The sequence below is a fragment of the Pseudomonas sp. RC2C2 genome (genome assembly GCF_018390435.1).
Classification (GTDB): Bacteria; Pseudomonadota; Gammaproteobacteria; order Pseudomonadales; family Pseudomonadaceae; genus Aquipseudomonas; species Aquipseudomonas donghuensis.
In genome coordinates, this window is the sequence record NZ_JAHBAX010000001.1 from 1,816,707 (window position 1) to 1,837,124 (window position 20,418).

Sequence of the window (20,418 nt, forward strand, 5' to 3'; positions counted from 1 at the left end):
AGGTTCATTCGGGTCCCATCGCGGGGGGGGGCCCCCCCCCCCCCCGGGGCGGGGGGGGGGGGGGGCGGGGGGGGGGGGGGGGGGGGCCCCCCCCCCAATCAGCAGAGGAACGATCATGGTCCTGCGCTCGGAGATTCTGGTGAATAAAAACGTCCTACCCACTGCCGAACAGGCACTGCCTGGCCGTGAAACGCCGATGGTCCTGCCCGAAAAGCACTTTGTCTTCAAAGACACCCCGTTGCTGGGCCCGTTCTTCGAGAACGTCGACTTCGCGATCTTTGGCCTGGGTTGCTTCTGGGGTGCCGAGCGGCGCTTCTGGCAGCGCGAAGGCGTGGTCAGCACCGTGGTCGGCTATGCCGGCGGCTTCACCCCCAACCCGACCTACGAAGAAGTCTGCTCGGGCCTGACCGGCCACACCGAAGTGGTGCTGGTGGTGTTCGACAAGGACAAGGTCAGCTACAAAGAGCTGCTGGCGATGTTCTGGGAACTGCACAACCCGACCCAGGGCATGCGCCAGGGCAACGACGTCGGCACCCAGTACCGCTCGGTGATCTACTGCACCAGTCCCCAGCAACTGGACGAGGCACTGGCCAGCAAGCAGGCCTACCAGGCCGAACTGAGCAAGGCCGGCTTCGGCGAAATCACCACCGAGATCGACCAGGCGCCGACCGTGTACTTCGCCGAAGCCTACCACCAGCAGTACCTGGCCAAGAACCCAGAAGGCTACTGCGGCATCGGTGGTACCGGTGTCTGCCTGCCACCGAGCCTGCAAGGCAACTGAGGGATCGACATGTCCGCACCGAGCATGACGCTGTTCCATTCGCCGGCCTCGCCGTTCGTGCGCAAGGTCATGGTGGTACTGCACGAAACCGGGCAAACCAACCGGGTGGCGCTGCAGACTGTCAACCTCACCCCGGTCAACCTGGTGGCCGAACTCAACCAGGGCAACCCGGCGGGCAAGATTCCGGCCCTGCGCCTGGCCGACGGCAGCGTGCTGCACGACAGCCGGGTGATCTGCGAGTACCTCGACCTGCAGCATGTGGGCAACCCGCTGATCCCCCGTGAAGGCTGGCCGCGTTGGCATCGCCTGACCCTGGCATCGCTGGCCGATGCGATCATGGATGCCGCGGTGCTGACCCGCTACGAGACCTTCCTGCGGCCCAAGGACAAACAATGGGACGCCTGGATCGAAGCGCAACAGGACAAGATCCGTCGTGGCCTGAGCAACCTTGAGCAGGAACACTTCGCCGAACTGGCCTCGGTGTTCGACATCGCCGCCATCGGCGTGGCCTGCGCCCTGGGTTACCTCGACCTGCGCTTCCCGGACTTCGGCTGGCGTGAGCAACAGCCCAAGCTGGCGGCGTGGTATGCGCAGGTCAGTCAGCGTGAGTCGATGCAGGCAACCGATCCTTCGGCTACCTGACATTGCCAGGGGCCATCGCCGGCAAGGCCGGCTCCCACAGTGCATCGGTGTACCGCTGACTGTGTGGGAGCTGGCTTTGCCAGCGATGCAGGCGCCGCGCATTACCAGACACCACAGCAATCTCATCCCCGGCAAGGCCGGCGCCGACAATCACTTCTGCTGTCCACAGGCCGGCGATGTGGGTCGCCAGCACTGCACCCAATACCCTCTCCTCGCGCAAGCCACTCACGACAGCTTCACCTGGCCAACCCCATACCAGTCCAGGCGACGGGTCAGGACCATGAACACCCCCAACAGCGCGAACAGCAGCAGCGAGCCCATCAGCAAGGCGTAATCCTCGGCCGTCAGCAGGCCGTAGAGCATGCCGTAGAGCATGGCCAGGCCCAGGGCAAAGCCCATGCCGCGCAACACGCTGTGCAGCACGTGGCACAGGTAGAAGCCGATCAGCAACACACAGCCGCCCGCCGACAAGGCATAGGCCATGGCAAAGCCCAGGTGCTCGGACAACGACAGCAACAGCAGGTAGAAGAACGCCAGGGCCACGCCCACCAGGCCGTACTGGATCGGGTGCACACTCAGGCCCTTGAGCACTTCGAAGAGGAAGAAGCCGGCAAAGGTCAGGGCGATGAACAGCAATGCATATTTGATTGCCCGTTCGCTCTTGAGGTACTGGTCCACCGGGTCGATGAAGCTGACACCGAAGGCACGCTCGTTGAAAGCACCGCACTTTTCGTTGACCACGCACTGGGTCAGGGCGTCTTCGAGGTTGGTGGAGAAGAACGAGGTCTGCCAGCGCGCCGAGAAACCACCGGCATCGATCTTGCGGCTGACGGGCAGGTAGTTGCCGTCAAAGCTCGGATGCGGCCAGTTGGCGGCCATGGCCACGCTGGTCGTACGCCCCACCGGCAACACCTGCAGCTGTTCGGTGCCTTGCAGGCTGAGGTCGAAGGCGTAGTTGAGCACGCTCGCGACCTTGCCATCGACACCTGGCAACAGGGCGTGCACGCCACCGCTCATCCAGCCCAGCTTGGTTCCGGCGGCAAAGTCCAGGCGCTGATCGTTGAGCTGCAGCTGCAGGCCTTTTTCGATGCCGCGGATGTCGCTGATACCGACGACCAGGAACGCGGGTTCGAAGCGGTAATCATCAAAATCCTCGGTAATGCCCCAGTTGGCCGGGATCTCGAAATGGCCGTTGATGTGACTGTTGGCGTGAAACAGACGCGCCTCGTAGATACCGCGCGAACGCAACTCGGTGTCGATGCTGGCGTTGAGGTCGAAGGTTTCCGGCAGGAAATACAAGTGACCGTTGACCTGGCTGATTTCCTGGAAGCTCTTGCCGTCTTCGGTCTTCCAGCGCCGTTCGATCTTGCGGTACGGCACCACCAGCATCGGCCCGGTGATCTGCTGGGCAAAGCTGGAGCTTTGGGCAATGTCGCGGACCACGCGATCGCGCTGGTACTGACGGTCCTGGATCAGGCCGCCGATCATGAACAACGGGATCAGCAGCAGGACGATCAGAAAGCCGATCACGGCTAGTTTGTAACTCAGTTTGCGGTTCATGAACGGGACTCCGGTTTCGATGGGCAGAGTCTGCGCAAACGAAATGGAGCCCTTGCGGACTTATATGGAGCCTGTGTGCAGACTGTGTGAAGTTTTCAGCCCAGGCGCCTGGCCGGCAGCCACAAACGCACGCGTACACCCTCCTCGACGTTGGCGACTTCCAGCGTGCCGCCATGCAGTTGCATCACCTCTTCGACGAAGTTAAGCCCCAGCCCGGTGCTCTTGCGCCCGCTGAACGGTCGCGGCAGCGAGTAGAAACGCTCGCTTAGCCGGCCCAGGGCATAGTCAGGAATCGCCTCGCCCTGGTTGAACAGGCTCAAGGCCACGCGCCCCTCGGCATGCTCCAGCTCGAACACCAGCAAACCGCCCGGCGGGGTGAAATCCAGGGCGTTGTCCAGCAGGTTGGCGATGGCCTGGCGCATCAGGAAGGGATCACATAACAACCGCACGGCGACGGGTACACGCTGACGCACCTGCAGTTCGCCGCTTTCGATCCGCGCGCCCTGGGCCAGCAGCAGCTCGTCGACCAGCGCCGCCAGCGGCACCTGCTGCTGTTCTTCCAGCTCCCGCATCTGCTCGACCTGGGCCAGGTTGAGCAATCGCTCGATCAACTGCTGCATGCGCGCACTTTCGCTCTCGATATTGCCGGCAAAGCGCTGACGCTGCTCATCGCTCATGGGCCCCTGAAGCAGCTCGGAAGCGCCGCGGATCGCCGCCAGCGGGCTTTTCAGCTCGTGAGTCAGGGTGTGCACATAACGTTCGACGTAGTCCTTGCCTTCAAGCTGGGTGCGCATGCGCTCCACCGCTGCCGCCAGTTGCCACAGCTCACCGCCCCGGTAATGGGGCAACGCCGTGCGCTCTCCTTCGCTCACCGCCTGAGCGTAACGGGTCAGCCGGCGCAACGAGCGCGCCAACCACCACGACAGCGCCGCGCCCACCAGCAGGCCAAGGCCGATCAGGCCCAGGCCGAGGTACAGCAGGCGCCGTTCGGAGCGATCGATATAGGGTTGCAGCGACTTGTTCGGCTTGGCCACGGTGACCACGCCAATGATCTTGCCTTCATCAAGGATCGGCGCCGCCACGTGCATCACCGACGACTCCGGGTCGTCCGGGTTGCTGCGGGTCGAGCGTGCGCCGTACTGGCCGCGCAAGGTCAGGTAGACGTCGTTCCAGCGCGAATAATCCTCGCCCACCGCCACGCCGGCGGAGTCGAGCAGCACCTTGCCCTGGGCATCGGTGACGTAAATGCGGTGGTTGACCTGGTTCTTCGACAAGCCCCAGATATCAGCCTTGGGCTGACGCTGGCCGTAGGCGCGCAGCAGCACCGGCAAGCGGCTCTGGCCGAGGGTGCCAGCCTTGACATCGTCGTGGAGGATTTCCGCCAGCAGGTTGGCGGTGTCGACCAGGGTTTCTTCGGTGGACTGGCGCACACCGGGGCGAATCTGCTCGCGCACGGTGCTGAGAATGAAATAGCCGGTCAGCCCGACGAACAGGAAATACACCAGAAAAATCCGGATCCCCAGGCGCATCAGCTGTGACTCGGGCTGTAGCTGTAGCCGAGGCCACGGTGAGTCTGGATCGGCTCGGCGTCGGCAGCCACGCCGCGCAGCTTGGCGCGCAGGCTCTTGATATGGCTGTCAATGCTGCGCTCATAGCCGGCATCGGCAGCAACGCCGACGGCATCAAGCAGTTGCTCGCGGCTGAAAACGCGTTCAGGTTGTTCGAGCAGGCTTTGCAGCAGGCGAAATTCGTGGCGGGTCAGGCTCAGGGCTTGGCCGCGGTAGTGGATCTGCATGCGCAGGGTATCGACCTGGAACAGCTCCGGGGCACTGACAGGCGGCTCGGCGCGTGGCGCCATGCGTTTGAGGATCGCCCGCACCCGGGCCGCCACTTCACGAGGGCTGAAGGGCTTGACCACATAATCATCGGCACCGATTTCCAGGCCTACCACCCGATCGATCTCGCCGTCGCGGGCGCTGAGGAACATCACCGGCACCTCGCTGAAGCGCCGCAGTTGCCGGCAGGTTTCGAAGCCGCTGATATCCGGCAGGCCGATGTCGAGGATGATCAGATCGGCCGGGCGCTGGCGTTGCTGCTCCAGCGCGGCACTGCCGAGGGTCACCCACTCGGTGCTGTGGCCGTCGCCTTGCAGGGCAAAAACCAGCGTATCGGCGATGGCCGCTTCGTCTTCGACAATCAATATGTGGGGCATCTGGAGCTGCAAGCCTCAAGCTACAAGCTTCAAGAAGAAGCGGATCGCGTGAAGTTACACTGAACCGCTTTTTCTTGCAGCTTGTAGCTTAAAGCTTGCAGCTGGAGTTGCTTAGCAGTCCGGTTTGTCAGCCGTAAACCGTCGCGCCGGGTTCACCGCCGCCTTGAACTCGCGCAACGCCTTGGCGCCGATCAGCAACGGATAGTTGAAGCTGCTGCGGTCGGTCAGGTTGACCTCGACGGTACGCTTGACGTCCCCCAGGCACAGCTCCAGGTCAACCACCGGCCGCTTGCTGATTTCAGCGCCCTCGCCGTCTTCCTCTTCATCGGCGCGATTCTTGATCTTGCTGATACGCGCCAGCTTGTGTTCATAGACCTTGCCGTCGGCATCCTTGGTTGCGACACGAAAGCGCACCCAATCTTCACCATCACGGGTGAAGGTTTCGATGTCCTTGGCCGACAGCGAGGCCGTCAGCGCGCCGGTGTCCATCTTGGCCTTGAAGGTCTGGCCACCGACTTCCGGCAGTTTGATGTATTCGTAGCGGCCGTACAGGGTCGGCTCGGCGGCCATGACCGGCAGAGCCAACAGGGACAGCAATGCAAGTACCGATTTCACAGGATCCGCTTCCTTGAGACAAGACAGTGTTTAGACTGCGAAGGCAGGATAGGTTCGCGCCAATAGCTTATTCAACACAATGTGAAACATTTGTCCGACAGGAGCAGACCAGAGCATTTGGCGTACGCCGACGGGGTGCTTATCATTGCCGACCGCTTACTTGAATATAAGAGTTTTCTTATGCGCCGCTTGCTGACGGGCATTCTTGTGACCTTGCTGTTGCTGCTCAACACCCTGGTCCTGATCGGCCCGCTGATGGTCTTCGCCCTGCTCAAACTGGTCCTGCCCGGCCGCTACCGCGACTATGCCTCATGGGCGGTGATGTGGATCGCCGAAACCTGGGCTGAGATCGACAAACTGATCTTCCGCCTGTGCATCCCGACGGTCTGGGACGTGCGCGGCGCTGCCGAGCTACGCCTCGACACCTCCTACCTGGCAGTCAGCAACCACCAGAGCTGGGTGGATATCCCAGCGCTGATCCAGGTGCTCAACCGGCGCATTCCGTTCTTCAAGTTCTTCCTGAAAAAGGAGCTGATCTGGGTCCCCCTGCTAGGCCTGGCCTGGTGGGCGCTGGACTACCCGTTCATGAAGCGCTACAGCAAGGCCTTCCTCGACCAACACCCCGAGCTCAAGGGCCAGGACCTGGAGATCACCAAGGCTGCCTGCGAGCTGTTCAAGCGCCAACCGGTGACCGTGGTCAACTACCTGGAAGGCACACGCTTCAGCGAAGCCAAGCGCGCCGCCCAGCACTCACCGTTCAAGCATCTGCTCAAGCCCAAGGCCGGCGGCGTGGCCTTCGTGCTGGCGGCGCTGGGCGAACAGCTCGACGCCCTGCTCGACGTCACCATCGTCTACCCCGGCGACAAGGCTCCGGGGTTCTGGGACCTGCTCAGTGGCAACCTGGCGAAAGTGATCATCGACATCCAGGTGCATGAGCTGGACCCTGCACTATGGAGCGGCGATTACGAGAACGACCCGGCCTTGCGCCAGGCCGTGCAGGACTGGGTCAACCAGCTCTGGCACGCCAAGGACGCCCGCATCGAGGCCCTGCGCGCCGAGCTGGGTTGATCAGTCGATGATCGCGTGGGGCAGAAAGCGGCTGCTGTCCTTGGTAATCAGCGAATTGTCTTCGCGAATGCCAATGCCCGCCGGCAGATCGCCGACCACCCAGCTGCCGATCACCGTGTAGCTGTCGCCAAAGCGCGGCAGCGCCTGGAACTGCTGGAGGATGCTCGGGCCGCCGCCATACGGGCCGTCCTCGATCACATGCTGGCCACTGCCGGTGTGGATCTGGATATTGGCGCCTTCGCGCGAGAAGAAGGGTTTGCGCACCCAGCCCTTGCCCAGACCGGCGCCCGGTGTTTGCTCAATGAACGCCGGCAGCAGGTTCGGGTGGCCCTGGTGGCGTTCCCAGAGCAGCGCCAGCATGCCCTTGTTGGAGAGGATCGCCTTCCACGGCGGCTCGACGAACAAGGTGCCGCTGTTGGCAATCGCCGGGCCGTACGGGTCGTGGAAGATATCTTCCCAGGGGTAGAGCTTGAACAGGCTGGGGATCGGCGCGCCAACGTCATCGACAAAGCGCCCGCCACGGCTCAGGCCGATGTCTTCCATGTCCACCAGACGCGCATCCAGCCCGGCGCCCAAGGCGATATCGCGCAGGTACTCGACGGTGCCGCGGTCTTCGATCGAATCTTTTACCGAGGCAAAGTAAAACGGTGTGGCAAAGCTATTGGCGCTCATCACCTGGGTGAGTTTTTCTTCCAGGCTGTTGAACTGGTCGGCATCGACCGGCAGCGCGCCGCGTTGCATCTGCTGCTCCAGCCACAGGTACTGGAAGAAGCTGGCCTCGTACAGTGACGTCGGCGTGTCGTAGTTGGCCTCCAGCAGCTTGGCCGGGCCCTTGCCGTCGTAGCACAGGTCCATGCGCCCATAGAAATGCGGATGGCCGTCGCGCCACGAGCGGCGGATCAGGTCGAAATACTGCGCGGGGATCGCCAGGCGTTCGAGCAGCGCTTCACTGTCGACCACCTCGGCCACCAGCGCCATGCACAGCTCGTGCAGCGCATGGGTCGGTTCCTCAAGGTGCTCTTCGATCTGCCGCAGGCTGAACTGGTAATAAGCCGATTCGTCCCAGTAGGGTTCGTCGCCAAAGGTGTGGAAGTTGAAGCCGAAGTGTTCGGCGGTGGCACGCCAGTCCGGGCGCGGGGCGATGGATACTCGCTTCATCGGCAGGCCTCAGGACGCAAAGCCGCCACGCCCCGAAGCGCGCGAGACAAAGCCGTTGTGGCTGCCAACCGCGAACGGCCGCGCCGAGCCGATCAGCCTGTTCGGCTGGGCCATGGGGATAACCGTTGGATGGGCGCCGCTCACGTGCGCCGGATCGCTGCTGGCCCCTGTGCCCCCGCCGCCACTCAATGCTGCATGCTGCGCGGCTTCGCTGAACGGCTGTGAGGCCGGGTGCGAAGTGTCCAGGCCGGTGTAGTAGTTATGCCGGGCCACCTGCTCGGTCAGGGTGCTGACCTTGAACGCGTTGCGCCCGTCCCGCTCGTGATAGATCGCTTCGGACGAGTAACGCGGGTCGGTATCGGTGTACTCGTAGTAGCGACGCCCGCCGCCAGAGCCACCGCTCGAGGAGGAGCTGTTGGTCGATGAACTACTACTGCCTTCATCCTCATCATCGGCATACACCTGGCGTTCGGTGGTCAGGGCAAAGCCTTCCATCGGCGGGATGTAGTTGTTGGCGTAGCGCCGGTAGTCGCACTTGAAATAGGCCGCTTCACAGCCCTCGGCCGTGACAAAGCGCGGCACGTTGGCGGCATGGTGGTTCTGCGCGGCGACCCAGGCTTGCTGGCACACCTGGCGCGGCACGCCATCCATGACGCAATAGTCGACGTCCTGGTAGCGCTTGGTTTCGCTGATGATTCTGGTTGGCCGGTCGCCACAGGCGGACAGCACCAGGGGCAGACTGCCCAAGGCGACCAGACGAATGGTTTTGCTGCGTTTCATTGTCGATCGTCCCTGATCAGGCGGCGGGGGTCATGCAGGCGGCGTTGAGCAAGCCAATGCCGATCGACACCGCAGCCAGGAGAATGGCCGAGGCTGTCTCCTGGCGGGCAACCCGTTCAGCCATGCCTTTGACGCAGCGGTTGACCACCACGAACGCCAGCAACTGCACCACCGCGGCGATCAGTGCCCAGAGCAGGAAGTCGAGCAGGGAAATCGAATGGGAAATGGCGCTGGCCACCGGAATCGCAAAGCCGATCAGGGCACCGGCCAGGGCGATAGCCGCGGCATTGTTGCCTTCGCGGATCAGGCGCAATTCATTGTAGGGAGTCAGGCGGGTGTAGATGATTGCGTAGAGGGCGAACAGCACGGCGGCGCCGAGCATGTAGACCACAAAACCGAGCACGGCGTCGGCAGGCAACGACATCTTCAGGGCGTCCATGAACATTGCGAATCACACTTCCTTGTAAAACGGGGCGGGACATATAGCACACCGCCCCGCCCGCGCAAATACCTGCCTTAAACGGAAGGTACGCTCGCACCGTTGCCCCACAGGCTGCCCAGGCTCTGCAGCAGCGAGCCGCCGACGCCTTGCTGGCCGAGGTACTGCAGGATCAGCGGGGCAAACTGGCCGATCATGCCGGTGTCCATGCCCAGTGCGCTGAAGGCGTTGTTCAGGTCATTGGTGTCTTTGACATTGCCCAGCGCATTGCTCAGGGCCGAGGACTTGTCGCTGTTGCCCAGCAGCGCGCCCAAGCCAGTCAGGCCGCCCAGGGCCTTCTCGCCGGAGAGCAGGTCGAGGCCGGGTACGGCTTTGCTCAACTGCTCGTAATCGCCGCTGCTGAGCTGATTCCTGGCCAGGCCCAACAGGGCGCCGGTGCCGCCGATGGCTTGTTCGGGGGTGATTTTGAGTTCGCTGCCGAGGGTATTGAGCAGGTTCGCCGACGCGACGGGTGCCTGCACGGCGGCGTCGCCCTTGTTGCCCGTGGCGGCGTTGTAGACGTTGGCCGCGTCATTGAGGCTGAAGCCTGCGAAAACCGGAGTGGCAGCCAGGGCCATCAGGGTGACCAGTGCGAAACGTTTCATCGAAATACCTCGTCAGCCGTTAAGGCAGGGAAAACGAGAGATTGGACCTTGTGGGCGGGGGATTGTTCCGTTGTACCAGGTGGCAGCGGGCTGGCCCCGCGATGCGATGTGACTGACAGACCTCTATCGCGGGGCAAGTCGGGTCGCCGCACGGCCGCTCCCACACCGTGGTTCTACATTTGGTTCAGCTCCCGGTTCTCCAGGGCATCCAGCAAGGCTTCTACCAAGCCCTTGGCCATCTCCACCGAGTGCAAGGTGGACCAGAGAAAGCCCTTGGCTGACTCATCAACCCCTTCAAAAGCCTTGTACCCCGTGTCATAGGCGCAGCGCAGGTACAACGCGATATGTACCAGCGCGTCATGCGGGGCAATACCGGCGTTTACAGAAAAGAGTTGGGGGTGACCGGCGGCACAGTCGCCGAAAGGTTTTTCGAGGGTTGAGCAGAGAGAGGCTGGGGGATCTGGGACAAGTTTTTTCATGATCGGTATCCAATGCGAGTCAGGCTGGCACCGTTCGTTTCCACACGAAAGGTGGCAGCTGTACGCGGGGTGGAAAACCGAGGCATTGGAAAACCCGGCAGACCCGAAGGTCTCCCGCGCACAGCCGCCATAACGACTGCAACCAATACCGTTCAGGTTTCCACACCCGATCGCTGAACCTACAGCGATCGGGAGAGCCTAGAAGGCCGAGTTTCCAAGGGCAATCAGAACGGCATCGACAGACTGCGTAGGTTATTTCCTAGGACCAAAATTAACCAGCCTGGAAACATCCAGAAGTAACACCGCCACCCACCTTTGTGGGAGCGGGCTTGCCCCGCGATGCGATGTGACTGACAGACCTCTATCGCGGGGCAAGCCCGCTCCCACAAAGGTCCTGGCAACATCAGGATTCAATCGGGTCCACTGTCGCCACCGTCCGGCATCTACCTTGAATATTCACCAACCAAGGAGCCAAGACATGGACAGTCCCGCTTCCCATCGCCTGCGCCGCGGTCGTTTCTCCGAACCCGGCCGTATGTACCTGCTGACCAGCATCACTCGCGACCGAGTGCTAATATTCGACAACTTCCACGCCGCCCGCTGCATTCCCAGGCAGTTTCACCTGGCACAACTCGAAGGCGCCGCTCGCACCTTGGCCTGGGTGGTGATGCCCGATCACGTGCACTGGCTGATCGAACTGCAGCAGGGCTCCTTGGCCTGCCTGATGCGCCGCTTCAAGTCACGCAGCCGCTGTGCGCTGTACAAGCTCGGCACACTGCAAGGCAGGCTGTGGCAGCCTGGGTACCATGATCATGGGTTACGTCGGGAAGAGAATGTATGCGCGGTGGCGCGCTATGTGGTGGCCAACCCGCTGCGGGCCGGGCTGGTGAAGAGGCTGGGAGATTATCCGCATTGGGATGCGGTTTGGCTGTGAAACCCTATCGCGGGGCAAGCCCGCTCCCACAGGCACAGTGGGAGCGGGCTTGCCCCGCGATGTTTTTAGGCGGCGCTGAACAGCTTGTGCGGATCGATGACGAATTTCTTCGGCACGCCGGCATCGAACTCGCCATAGCCTTCAGGCGCCTGATCGAGGCTGATCACCTGCACACCGACCACTTCGGCAATGTTGATGCGGTCCCACATGATCGCCTGCATCAGTTGGCGGTTGTACTTCATCACCGGCGTTTGACCGGTGTGGAAGCTGTGCGACTTGGCCCAGCCGAGACCAAAGCGGATGCTCAGGCTACCGATCTTCGCCGCGGCATCCACCGCGCCCGGGTCTTCGGTGACGTACAGGCCAGGAATACCGATCTTGCCCGCCACCCGCACCACGCCCATCAGCGAGTTGAGCACGGTGGCCGGGGCTTCGTGCTTGGCACCGGCATGGCCGTGACCACGGGCTTCGAAGCCCACGGCATCGACTGCGCAGTCGACTTCCGGCTCGCCCAGCAGGTTGGCGATCTGCTCGTGCAGCGGGGTGTCCTGGGACAGGTCGGCAATTTCGAAACCCTGGGCCTTGGCATGCGCCAGGCGTACCGGATTGACGTCACCGACGATCACCACCGCAGCGCCCAACAGGCGCGCCGAAGCAGCGGCAGCCAGGCCCACCGGGCCGGCACCGGCAATGTACACCGAGCTGCCCGGGCCAACGCCGGCAGTCACCGCACCGTGGTAGCCGGTGGGGAGGATGTCCGACAGGCAGGTCAGATCGCGGATTTTCTCCATGGCCTTGTCGCGGTTCGGCAGTTTCAGCAGGTTGAAGTCGGCGTACGGCACCAGCACGTACTCGGCCTGGCCACCGGTCCAGTCACCCATGTCGACATAGCCGTAGGCGCCACCGGCGCGGGCCGGGTTGACGGTGAGGCAGACGCCGGTGTGTTGCTCTTTGCACGAGCGGCAGCGGCCGCAGGCAACGTTGAAGGGCACCGACACCAGGTCACCGATTTGCAGGTGCTCGACGTCCCTGCCCTTCTCGATCACCTCGCCGGTAATTTCATGGCCCAGGACCAGACCGACCTGGGCGGTGGTACGGCCACGGACCATGTGCTGGTCGGAGCCACAGATGTTGGTGGAGACCACCCGCAGAATCACCCCGTGCTCGATCTTGCGACCGCGCGGGTCCTGCATTTTCGGGTAGTCAATCTTCTGCACCTCGACCTTGCCAGCGCCGAGATACACCACACCACGATTACCAGACATGCTTTTACCTCGCTAAAGTTTGTTGTTATGTAGCGGTGCAAAGTGCGCTGCCCGGGGGCGGCGCTGTGTTACTGGAATCTTTGTTCCGACTCGAGGGCCTCATCGCTGGCAAGCCAGCTCCCACAGGTCCGGTGTATGCAGTACCTGTGGGAGCTGGCTTGCCAGCGATGGCGGCCGTCAGAGCACTACCGTTCTGTTGGCGTTGAGGAAAACCCGCCGCTCAATGTGATACCCCACCGCCCGCGCCAAGGTCAGGCACTCGATATCGCGGCCCTTGGCAATCAGGTCTTCGGGATAATGGCTGTGATCCACCGCCTCGACGCCCTGGGCGATGATCGGGCCTTCGTCGAGGTCGTTGTTGATGTAGTGCGCGGTGGCGCCCACCAGTTTCACGCCCTTGTTGTAGGCCTGGTGATACGGCTTGGCGCCCTTGAAGCCGGGCAGCAGCGAGTGATGGATGTTGATCGCCCAGCCGTCGAGCTTGCGGCACAGCTCTGGCGACAGCACCTGCATGTAGCGGGCAAGGATCACCAGCTCCGCGCCGGACGCCTCGATCACCTGCAGCACCTTGCGCTCCTGCGCCGGTTTGTCATGAGGCTCGAGGGCAAAGTGGTAATAGGGAATACGGTGCCAGTGGGCCAGGGGCTCGAGGTCCGGGTGGTTGGAAATCACCGCCACCACGTCCATGCTCAACTGGCCGATACGCTGGCGATAGAGCAGGTCGTTGAGGCAGTGATCGGCCTTGGACACCATGATCACCACTTTCGGCCGGTGCTTGGGTGCGGTCAGCTCGAACAGCATGCCGAACGCATCGCCCCGCTCGGCAAGCCCTGCGCGAAAGCTGGCCTCGTCGAAGTCATCCGGCTGGCGGAACTCCACGCGAATGAAGAAGCGCCCGGACAGTCGGTCATCGAACGAATGATGCTCGGTGACGTAGCAGTGCTGCTCGTACAGGTAGCGCGTCACCACGTCCACCGTTCCGAGCAAGCTCGGGCAGTCGGCGGTGAGAATCCAGGTGTCCGGTGCACGACTCATGGCATTGCTCCTTAGGCCTGAATGCTCAGGCCATACTCGGCAGAGGCGTCCTGCAGCCACAGCCACCAGTAATCGGAGAAACTGCGGCGGATCAGCAGCTCCCAGGTTTCTTCACCGGTACGGCGGATCACCAGTTGCGACTTGGCGAACACCGTGCCGACTGCCTTGCCCACCGGGAAGTTATTTGGATGGACATCATAGCTGGTGGATTTCATCAGCACGTCGCGCACGTTGGGGCCGCTCAGTTCCAGCAGGGTTTGCCCGCCGCTGACGTTGACGATTTGAATGTGCAGGCCATCGAGGGCATCGCGCAGTTTTTGCTCGACGGCAAATTCCTCGCCGCCGGGAACGATCAGCAGCCACTCATCCGGGCCCAGCCATTGCAGCGATGTCTCGCCGTTGGCGACCACGGTCAGGGCCACCGGCAGCTCCAGGCCCAGGGCCTTGAACACGCCGCCGGCGAAGGCCGGATCCTTGCCATCGCCACGAATGGTCAGGTGGCCGAGGAGTTTTTTCTCGCGCAGGGTCACCCCGGCGTTCTTGCGGCCCTTGCCGACCAGGCTGGGCAGGTCGGCATGGTGCAGTGGTGTTTCAGCCTTGGCGTCGTTGCCGGGGCGTTGCTGGTAGACGTTGATCGTGCTCATTACACACCTGCCTTGAATTCTGTGGACCTGGTAACGCGATCCCTGTGGGAGCTGGCTTGCCAGCGATGGGAGCCCCGCAAGGCTTCGCCTTGTATCGCGGGCAAGCCCGCTCCCACAGGTACTGCATCAACCTTGCGTTAGATGTTCTGCCGCTCGCCCTTCGGATCGAAGAACACCGAAGAACAGATCTCCGCCTCGATCACGCTGCCATCGGCCTGGGGCGAGTAGACCCGCTCGCCGATGCGCTTGAGCCCGCCCTTGACCACGCCCATGGCGAACGAATACCCCAGGGAGTTGCTGGCGTAGCTGGAAGTAACGTGACCGACCATGTCCATCGGGATCGGTTGTTTCGGGTCAAACACCAGTTGCGCGCCTTCGGGCAGCCATGTGTTCGGGTCGACCGGCTTGAGCCCGACCAGTTGCTTGCGGTTCTCGCGCACGCAATCTTCGCGGTTCATCCCGCGCCAGCCGATCCACGAGAACGGTTTGGTACGGCCGACACACCAGCCCATGTTGAGGTCGTCCGGGGTCATCGAGCCGTCAGTGTCCTGGCCGACGATGATGAAGCCCTTCTCGGCCCGCAGTACGTGCATGGTTTCGGTGCCGTACGGAGTCAAGTTGTATTGCTTGCCGGCAGCGACGATCTTCTCCAGCACGCCCATGGCGTAGTTGGCCTGGACGTTGACTTCGTACGACAGCTCGCCAGTGAACGAAATGCGGAACACCCGCGCCGGCACACCGCCGACCAGGCCTTCCTTCCAGGTCATGAACGGGAAGGCGTCCTTGTCCAGGTCGATATCGGTCACTTCGCTGAGCAGCTTGCGGCTGTTGGGGCCCGACAGGGTCAGGGTCGCCCAGTGGTCGGTGACCGAGGTGAAGTACACCTTCAAGTCTGGCCATTCGGTCTGCTGGTAGATCTCCAGCCACTGCAACACCCGCGCCGCGCCACCGGTGGTAGTGGTCATGATGAAGTGGTTATCGCCGACGCAGGCGGTGACGCCGTCGTCAAAGACCATGCCGTCTTCCTTGCACATCAGGCCGTAGCGGGCCTTGCCGACGTCGAGCTTGGTCCAGGCGTTGGTGTAGATGCGGTTGAGGAATTCACGCGCGTCCGGACCCTGGATGTCGATCTTGCCCAGGGTCGAGGCATCGAGGAGGCCGACGCTGTCACGCACCGCCTTGCATTCACGGGCCACGGCGGCATGAATGTCTTCGCCGTTGCGCGGGAAGTACCACGGGCGCTTCCACTGGCCAACGTCTTCGAACTCGGCGCCGTTCTTCACATGCCAGGCATGCAGGGCGGTAAAGCGCACGGGCTCGAACAGGTGGCCACAGTGCCGGCCCGCCACCGCACCGAAGGTGATCGGCGTGTAGTTGGGGCGGAACATGGTGGTGCCCATTTCCGGGATGGTGATGCCCATGGAGCGGGCGGCAATCGCCAGGCCGTTGATGTTGCCGAGCTTGCCCTGGTCGGTACCAAAGCCCAGGGCGGTGTAGCGCTTGACGTGCTCGACCGACTCGAAGCCTTCGCGGGTGGCCAGTTCGATGGCCGCGGCGGTGACGTCGTTCTGCTGGTCGACGAACTGCTTCGGCGCCCGTGCGGTGTTCTTGTCGTGGGGCACTTGGAACAGCGCCACCGTGGGCTCTTCCTGACGCGCCAGGACTTTCGGGATCACCCCCAGCGCGGCCTTGAAGCCGGCTTCGGTGGCGGCGCGCACGCCGCCTTCAAAACCATCGGCGAGGGTGTCGGCGAGGGCGAACACACCGTTGATGCCGCCCACGCACACACGTTTCTGCGGCGCTTCACCCGGCACGAAACCGAGGATGTCTTCACGCCAGATCGGCTTGCCGCCCAGGTGCGAAGCCAGGTGCACCACCGGGCTGTAGCCGCCGGAGGTCGCCACCAGGTCGCAGTCCAGCCACTCGCCGGGGCTGGTGACTTTATGGGTTTTGACGTCGATGGCGGCCACACGGGCAGCGGTGACGTGCTTGCTGCCACGGGACTCGATCACCGCGCTGGAGGTCAGGATGCGGATGCCTTTGGCCCGCGCCTCCTCTACCAGTGAACCACGTGGGTTGTGGCGGGCATCGGCGACGGCGACCACTTTCAGGCCGGCGTCGTGCCAGTCCAGGGCCACGCGATAGGCATGGTCGTTGTTGGTCGACAGCACCAGCTTGCGCCCCGGCGCCACGCCGTAACGGCGCACGTAGGTCGATACCGCACCGGCAAGCATGTTGCCCGGCACATCGTTGTTGCCATACACCAGCGGCCGCTCATGGGCGCCGGTCGCCAGCACCACACGCTTGGCGCGTACCCGGTGCATGCGCTGACGCACCTGGCCGATCGGCGCGTGATCACCGAGGTGGTCAGTCAGACGCTCGTGAATGGTGAGGAAGTTGTGGTCGTGGTAGCCGTTGACCGTCGCCCGTGGCAACAGGGTGACTTCCGGCAATTCCTTGAGCTCGGCCACGACTGCCGCGACCCAGTCGGTGGCCGGTTTGCCATCGAGGGTTTCACGGCTGTCGAGCAGGCTGCCGCCGAACTCTTCCTGTTCATCGGCGAGGATCACCCGCGCGCCGCTGCGGCCAGCGGCCAATGCTGCGGCCAGGCCGGCAGGGCCTGCGCCCACCACCAGTACGTCGCAGTGGTGGTTCATGTAGTCGTAGCTGTCCGGGTCGTTTTCCAGCGGCGCCCGGCCAAGGCCTGCGGCTTTGCGGATGTACTTCTCGTAGGTCATCCAGAACGACTGCGGGTACATGAACGTCTTGTAGTAGAAGCCCGGCGGCATCAGCTTGCCGCCGACCTTGCCGAGAATGCCCATGACGTCGTTGTTCACATTCGGCCAGCCGTTGGTGCTGGTGGCGACCAGGCCGGCGTACAGCGCCTGCTGGGTGGCGCGCACGTTGGGCACCTGGGTGGCTTCGGTGGCGCCGATCTGCAGGATGGCGTTGGGCTCTTCGGAGCCTGCGGCGATGATCCCGCGGGGGCGCGAGTACTTGAAGCTGCGCCCGACGATGTCGACGCCGTTGGCCAGCAGTGCCGCGGCCAGGGTGTCACCGGCAAAACCCTGGTAGGTCTGGCCGTTGAAGGTGAAGTTCAAAACCTTGCTGCGGTCGATGCGACCACCATTGGACAGGCGATAGACCTGGCTCATACCTTTTCTCCCTGACCACTGACTGCCAACTGCGGGCTGGTGCTTTTGCCGGTGACCTGCGGCGTGGCGCCGATCGGATAGGTTTCCAGAATTTCGTAGGTCAGCGTGTCACGCGTGGCATTGAAGTACTGGCGGCAACCGGCGGCGTGAATCCACAGCTCGTGGTGCAGGCCGCGGGGGTTGTCGCGGAAGAACATGTAGTCGCCCCACTCCTCGTCGGAGCAGGCGTTGGGGTCCAGCGGCCGGGGAATGTGCGCCTGGCCTGCGGCATGGAACTCCTCTTCGGAGCGCAGCTCGCCGCAGTGGGGACAGAAGATATGCAACATGGGGATTTCTCCTGTTAGTGGGCGACAGCGGCGGCGCCGTGTTCGTCGATCAGTGCACCGTTGTGGAAACGGTCAATGGAAAAGGGTTTGGCCAGCGGGTGCATTTCGCCCTTGGCCAGGCTTGCGGCAAACACGTTGCCCGAGCCCGGGGTGGCCTTGAAGCCGCCGGTGCCCCAGCCGCAGTTGAAGAACATGTTCTTCACCGGGGTCTTGGAGATGATCGGGCAGGCGTCCGGCGTGGTGTCGACGATGCCGCCCCACTGGCGGTTCATGCGTACCCGCGAGAGGATCGGGAACATTTCGACGATGGCTTGCAGGGTGTGCTCGATCACCGGGTACGAACCGCGCTGGCCATAGCCGACCCAGCCGTCGATACCGGCGCCGATGACCAGGTCGCCCTTGTCCGACTGGCTGATGTAACCATGCACGGCGTTGGACATGATCACGCTGTCGATGATTGGCTTGAGCGGCTCGGACACCAGTGCCTGCAGCGGATGCGACTCGATCGGCAAGCGGAAGCCGGCGAGCTTGGCCATGTGTCCGGAGTTACCGGCCGTGACCACGCCAACACGCTTGGCGCCGATAAAGCCCTTGTTGGTCTCGACCCCGATGACCACGCCGTTTTCCTTGCGAAAGCCGATCACTTCGGTTTGCTGGATCAGGTCCACGCCCAGGGCGTCGGCGGCGCGGGCAAAGCCCCAGGCCACGGCGTCGTGACGGGCAACGCCGCCACGCCGTTGCACGGTGGCACCGATGATCGGGTAGCGGGTGTTCTTCGAGCAGTCCAGGTAAGGGATCTCTTCGGCCACCTGCCGGGCGTTGAGCAGCTCGCCATCGACACCGTTGAGACGGTTGGCACTGACCCGCCGCTCGGAATCACGCATGTCTTGCAAGGTGTGGCACAGGTTGTAGACACCGCGCTGGGAGAACATCACGTTGTAGTTGATGTCCTGCGACAGCCCTTCCCAGAGCTTCATCGCATGCTCATACAGGTGCGCCGACTCGTCCCACAGGTAGTTGGAGCGGACGATGGTGGTGTTGCGCGCGGTGTTGCCGCCACCCAGCCAGCCCTTCTCGACCACTGCCACGTTGGTGATGCCATGTTCCTTGGCCAGGTAGTAGGCGGTGGCCAGGCCGTGCCCGCCACCACCGACGATGACCACGTCGTAGACTTTTTTCGGGGTGGGCGTGCGCCACATGCGCTGCCAGTTTTCATGGTGGCTGAGCGAGTGCTTGAAGAGGCCGAAGCCTGAGTAACGTTGCATAGTCTTTACTCCTGGACCACTCAGCGGTAAACCGGAAAATCTGCACAGAGTGCCGACACGTTCTTCGCAACATCGGCCTCGACATCGGCATCACCGAGGTTATCGAGGATGTCGCAGATCCAACCGGCCAGTTCCACGCACTGGCTGACCTTGAAGCCGCGGCTGGTGACCGCCGGGGTGCCGATCCGCAGGCCGGAGGTGACGAACGGCGACTGTGGGTCGTTGGGCACGGCGTTCTTGTTGACGGTGATGTGGGCGCGGCCCAGGGCGGCGTCGGCATCTTTACCGGTCAGGCCCTGGCGAATCAGGCTGACCAGGAACAGGTGGTTGTCGGTACCGCCGGAGACCACGTCATAGCCACGCTTGACGAACACCTCGGCCATGGCCTGGGCGTTGTCGATCACTTGCTGCTGATAGGTCTTGAAGCCAGGCTCCAGCGCTTCCTTGAAGCACACCGCCTTGGCAGCGATCACGTGCATCAGCGGGCCGCCCTGGGCGCCGGGGAATACAGCGGCGTTGAGTTTTTTCTCGATCTCTTCGTTGCTGCGCGCCAGGATCAGGCCGCCGCGCGGGCCGCGCAGGGTCTTGTGGGTGGTGGTGGTGACCACGTCAGCGTACGGCAGCGGGTTGGGGTACAGGCCAGCGGCCACCAGACCGGCAACGTGAGCCATGTCGACGAACAGGTAGGCACCGACTTTGTCGGCAATCTGACGAAAGCGTGGGAAATCGAGGGTTTTCGAGTAGGCCGAGAACCCGGCGACGATCATCTTCGGCTTGTGCTCCACCGCCAGGCGCTCGACTTCGTCGTAGTCGATCAGCCCGGTGCTGGTGTCGATGCCGTACTGCACGGCGTTGTACAGCTTGCCCGAGGACGACACCTTGGCACCGTGGGTCAGATGGCCGCCGTGGGCCAGGCTCATGCCCAGAATGGTGTCGCCAGCCTGCAGCAGGGCCAGGTACACGGCGCTGTTGGCCGAGGAGCCGGAATGCGGCTGGACGTTGGCGTAATCGGCGCCGAACAACTGCTTGGCGCGGTCGATGGCCAGTTGCTCGACTTTATCCACATGCTCGCAACCGCCGTAATAGCGCTTGCCCGGGTAGCCTTCGGCGTATTTATTGGTCAGGCCGCTGCCCTGGGCCTGCATGACACGCTTGCTGGTGTAGTTTTCCGAGGCGATCAACTCGATGTGATCTTCCTGGCGTTGCTCTTCGGCATTGATCGCCGCCAGCAGTGCATCGTCGTAACCCTGGATCTGGTCTTGCTTGCTGAACATCGCAGTTTCTCCCGGCAGCGGCATCGGTTCTTGTCGGGCAATTGCCCTTTTCAGCGATGGTATGACCGACGCAGACAGCCCAGATGCCTACGGACGCCACGCAAAGGTGCGTTTACGACATGGGGGCCGATGTCGCCTGCAT

At 63.0% G+C, this 20,418-nt stretch carries 21 protein-coding genes; 4 read left to right on the plus strand and 17 right to left on the minus strand.

All coding sequences use genetic code 11. The features are described 5' to 3' along the window. Positions 1 to 115 precede the first annotated feature (115 nt). Positions 116 to 781, plus strand: coding sequence for a peptide-methionine (S)-S-oxide reductase MsrA (gene msrA / locus KHO53_RS08420; RefSeq protein WP_010221375.1), 666 nt, complete (start codon positions 116 to 118; stop codon positions 779 to 781). A gap of 9 nt (positions 782 to 790) precedes the next feature. After that, entirely contained in the window at positions 791 to 1,423 is a 633-nt protein-coding gene (locus KHO53_RS08425) for a glutathione S-transferase (RefSeq protein ID WP_159389257.1), read from the plus strand. Here KHO53_RS08425 and KHO53_RS08430 read toward each other — a convergent pair. The 5 genes from KHO53_RS08430 to rloA2 all read right to left on the minus strand — a co-directional run bounded on the left by KHO53_RS08430 (position 1,416) and on the right by rloA2 (position 5,810). Continuing rightward, complete coding sequence (locus KHO53_RS08430) at positions 1,416 to 1,652, minus strand: hypothetical protein (RefSeq protein ID WP_148276784.1); 237 nt, start codon at positions 1,650 to 1,652, stop codon at positions 1,416 to 1,418. The two genes, KHO53_RS08425 and KHO53_RS08430, sit on opposite strands and share 8 nt — an antisense overlap. After that, positions 1,649 to 2,983 carry a cell envelope integrity protein CreD gene (creD, locus tag KHO53_RS08435; protein WP_010221372.1) on the minus strand — a complete coding sequence of 445 codons (1,335 nt, stop codon included), beginning with the start codon at positions 2,981 to 2,983 and terminating at the stop codon, positions 1,649 to 1,651. The genes KHO53_RS08430 and creD overlap by 4 nt, the downstream gene beginning before the upstream one ends. A gap of 95 nt (positions 2,984 to 3,078) precedes the next feature. Further along, the gene (gene creC, locus KHO53_RS08440) at positions 3,079 to 4,512 is read right to left on the minus strand and encodes a two-component system sensor histidine kinase CreC (protein WP_036995024.1); all 1,434 of its coding nucleotides are present in this window, start codon (positions 4,510 to 4,512) and stop codon (positions 3,079 to 3,081) included. Further along, positions 4,512 to 5,195: a two-component system response regulator CreB gene (gene creB, locus KHO53_RS08445; protein WP_010221370.1), complete on the minus strand. Its 684-nt coding sequence runs from the start codon at positions 5,193 to 5,195 to the stop codon at positions 4,512 to 4,514. The genes creC and creB overlap by 1 nt, the downstream gene beginning before the upstream one ends. 111 nt (positions 5,196 to 5,306) lie before the next feature. After that, the gene (rloA2, locus tag KHO53_RS08450) at positions 5,307 to 5,810 is read right to left on the minus strand and encodes a retropepsin-like aspartic peptidase RloA2 (RefSeq protein WP_010221369.1); all 504 of its coding nucleotides are present in this window, start codon (positions 5,808 to 5,810) and stop codon (positions 5,307 to 5,309) included. A gap of 180 nt (positions 5,811 to 5,990) precedes the next feature. Here rloA2 and yihG point away from each other — a divergent pair, with 180 nt between their 5' ends. Further along, positions 5,991 to 6,878 carry a 1-acylglycerol-3-phosphate O-acyltransferase, YihG family gene (gene yihG / locus KHO53_RS08455; protein WP_010221368.1) on the plus strand — a complete coding sequence of 296 codons (888 nt, stop codon included), beginning with the start codon at positions 5,991 to 5,993 and terminating at the stop codon, positions 6,876 to 6,878. Here the strand turns inward: yihG and KHO53_RS08460 are convergent, their stop codons facing one another. The 5 genes from KHO53_RS08460 to KHO53_RS08480 form a co-directional block, all read right to left on the minus strand. After that, complete coding sequence (locus KHO53_RS08460; protein ID WP_100783481.1) at positions 6,879 to 8,036, minus strand: glutathionylspermidine synthase family protein; 1,158 nt, start codon at positions 8,034 to 8,036, stop codon at positions 6,879 to 6,881. It lies immediately after the preceding gene. Positions 8,037 to 8,045: 9 nt separating this feature from the next. Continuing rightward, a complete protein-coding gene (locus KHO53_RS08465; protein WP_159389259.1) occupies positions 8,046 to 8,816 on the minus strand; it encodes a DUF1190 domain-containing protein in 771 nt (256 codons plus the stop codon). Between the two features lie 16 nt (positions 8,817 to 8,832). Beyond that, positions 8,833 to 9,261 carry a DUF350 domain-containing protein gene (locus tag KHO53_RS08470; RefSeq protein WP_010221365.1) on the minus strand — a complete coding sequence of 143 codons (429 nt, stop codon included), beginning with the start codon at positions 9,259 to 9,261 and terminating at the stop codon, positions 8,833 to 8,835. Between the two features lie 71 nt (positions 9,262 to 9,332). Then, positions 9,333 to 9,899: a DUF2780 domain-containing protein gene (locus tag KHO53_RS08475; RefSeq protein ID WP_010221364.1), complete on the minus strand. Its 567-nt coding sequence runs from the start codon at positions 9,897 to 9,899 to the stop codon at positions 9,333 to 9,335. A 173-nt stretch (positions 9,900 to 10,072) separates the two neighbouring features. Beyond that, complete coding sequence (locus KHO53_RS08480; RefSeq protein WP_010221363.1) at positions 10,073 to 10,378, minus strand: DUF3077 domain-containing protein; 306 nt, start codon at positions 10,376 to 10,378, stop codon at positions 10,073 to 10,075. Between the two features lie 478 nt (positions 10,379 to 10,856). Here KHO53_RS08480 and KHO53_RS08485 point away from each other — a divergent pair, with 478 nt between their 5' ends. Beyond that, positions 10,857 to 11,312 (plus strand): REP-associated tyrosine transposase, encoded by a 456-nt coding sequence (locus KHO53_RS08485; RefSeq protein ID WP_010221362.1) that lies wholly within the window; start codon positions 10,857 to 10,859, stop codon positions 11,310 to 11,312. Between the two features lie 65 nt (positions 11,313 to 11,377). On the opposite strand, the gene fdhA is transcribed toward KHO53_RS08485, so the two are convergent. The 7 genes from fdhA to glyA all read right to left on the minus strand — a co-directional run bounded on the left by fdhA (position 11,378) and on the right by glyA (position 20,276). Then, positions 11,378 to 12,577, minus strand: a complete 1,200-nt coding sequence (gene fdhA, locus KHO53_RS08490) for a formaldehyde dehydrogenase, glutathione-independent (protein ID WP_010221361.1) — start codon at positions 12,575 to 12,577, stop codon at positions 11,378 to 11,380. 177 nt (positions 12,578 to 12,754) lie between these two features. Further along, positions 12,755 to 13,612, minus strand: a complete 858-nt coding sequence (gene purU / locus KHO53_RS08495; RefSeq protein ID WP_010221360.1) for a formyltetrahydrofolate deformylase — start codon at positions 13,610 to 13,612, stop codon at positions 12,755 to 12,757. Between the two features lie 11 nt (positions 13,613 to 13,623). Next, entirely contained in the window at positions 13,624 to 14,256 is a 633-nt protein-coding gene (locus KHO53_RS08500; RefSeq protein WP_036995019.1) for a sarcosine oxidase subunit gamma, read from the minus strand. Positions 14,257 to 14,393: 137 nt separating this feature from the next. Continuing rightward, positions 14,394 to 17,411: a sarcosine oxidase subunit alpha gene (locus KHO53_RS08505; RefSeq protein WP_159389261.1), complete on the minus strand. Its 3,018-nt coding sequence runs from the start codon at positions 17,409 to 17,411 to the stop codon at positions 14,394 to 14,396. Beyond that, positions 17,408 to 17,737: a sarcosine oxidase subunit delta gene (locus KHO53_RS08510; protein WP_010221356.1), complete on the minus strand. Its 330-nt coding sequence runs from the start codon at positions 17,735 to 17,737 to the stop codon at positions 17,408 to 17,410. The genes KHO53_RS08505 and KHO53_RS08510 overlap by 4 nt, the downstream gene beginning before the upstream one ends. Before the next feature lie 14 nt (positions 17,738 to 17,751). Then, positions 17,752 to 19,002 carry a sarcosine oxidase subunit beta family protein gene (locus KHO53_RS08515; protein ID WP_010221355.1) on the minus strand — a complete coding sequence of 417 codons (1,251 nt, stop codon included), beginning with the start codon at positions 19,000 to 19,002 and terminating at the stop codon, positions 17,752 to 17,754. A 20-nt stretch (positions 19,003 to 19,022) separates the two neighbouring features. Further along, entirely contained in the window at positions 19,023 to 20,276 is a 1,254-nt protein-coding gene (glyA, locus tag KHO53_RS08520; protein ID WP_010221354.1) for a serine hydroxymethyltransferase, read from the minus strand. Positions 20,277 to 20,418: the final 142 nt, after the last annotated feature.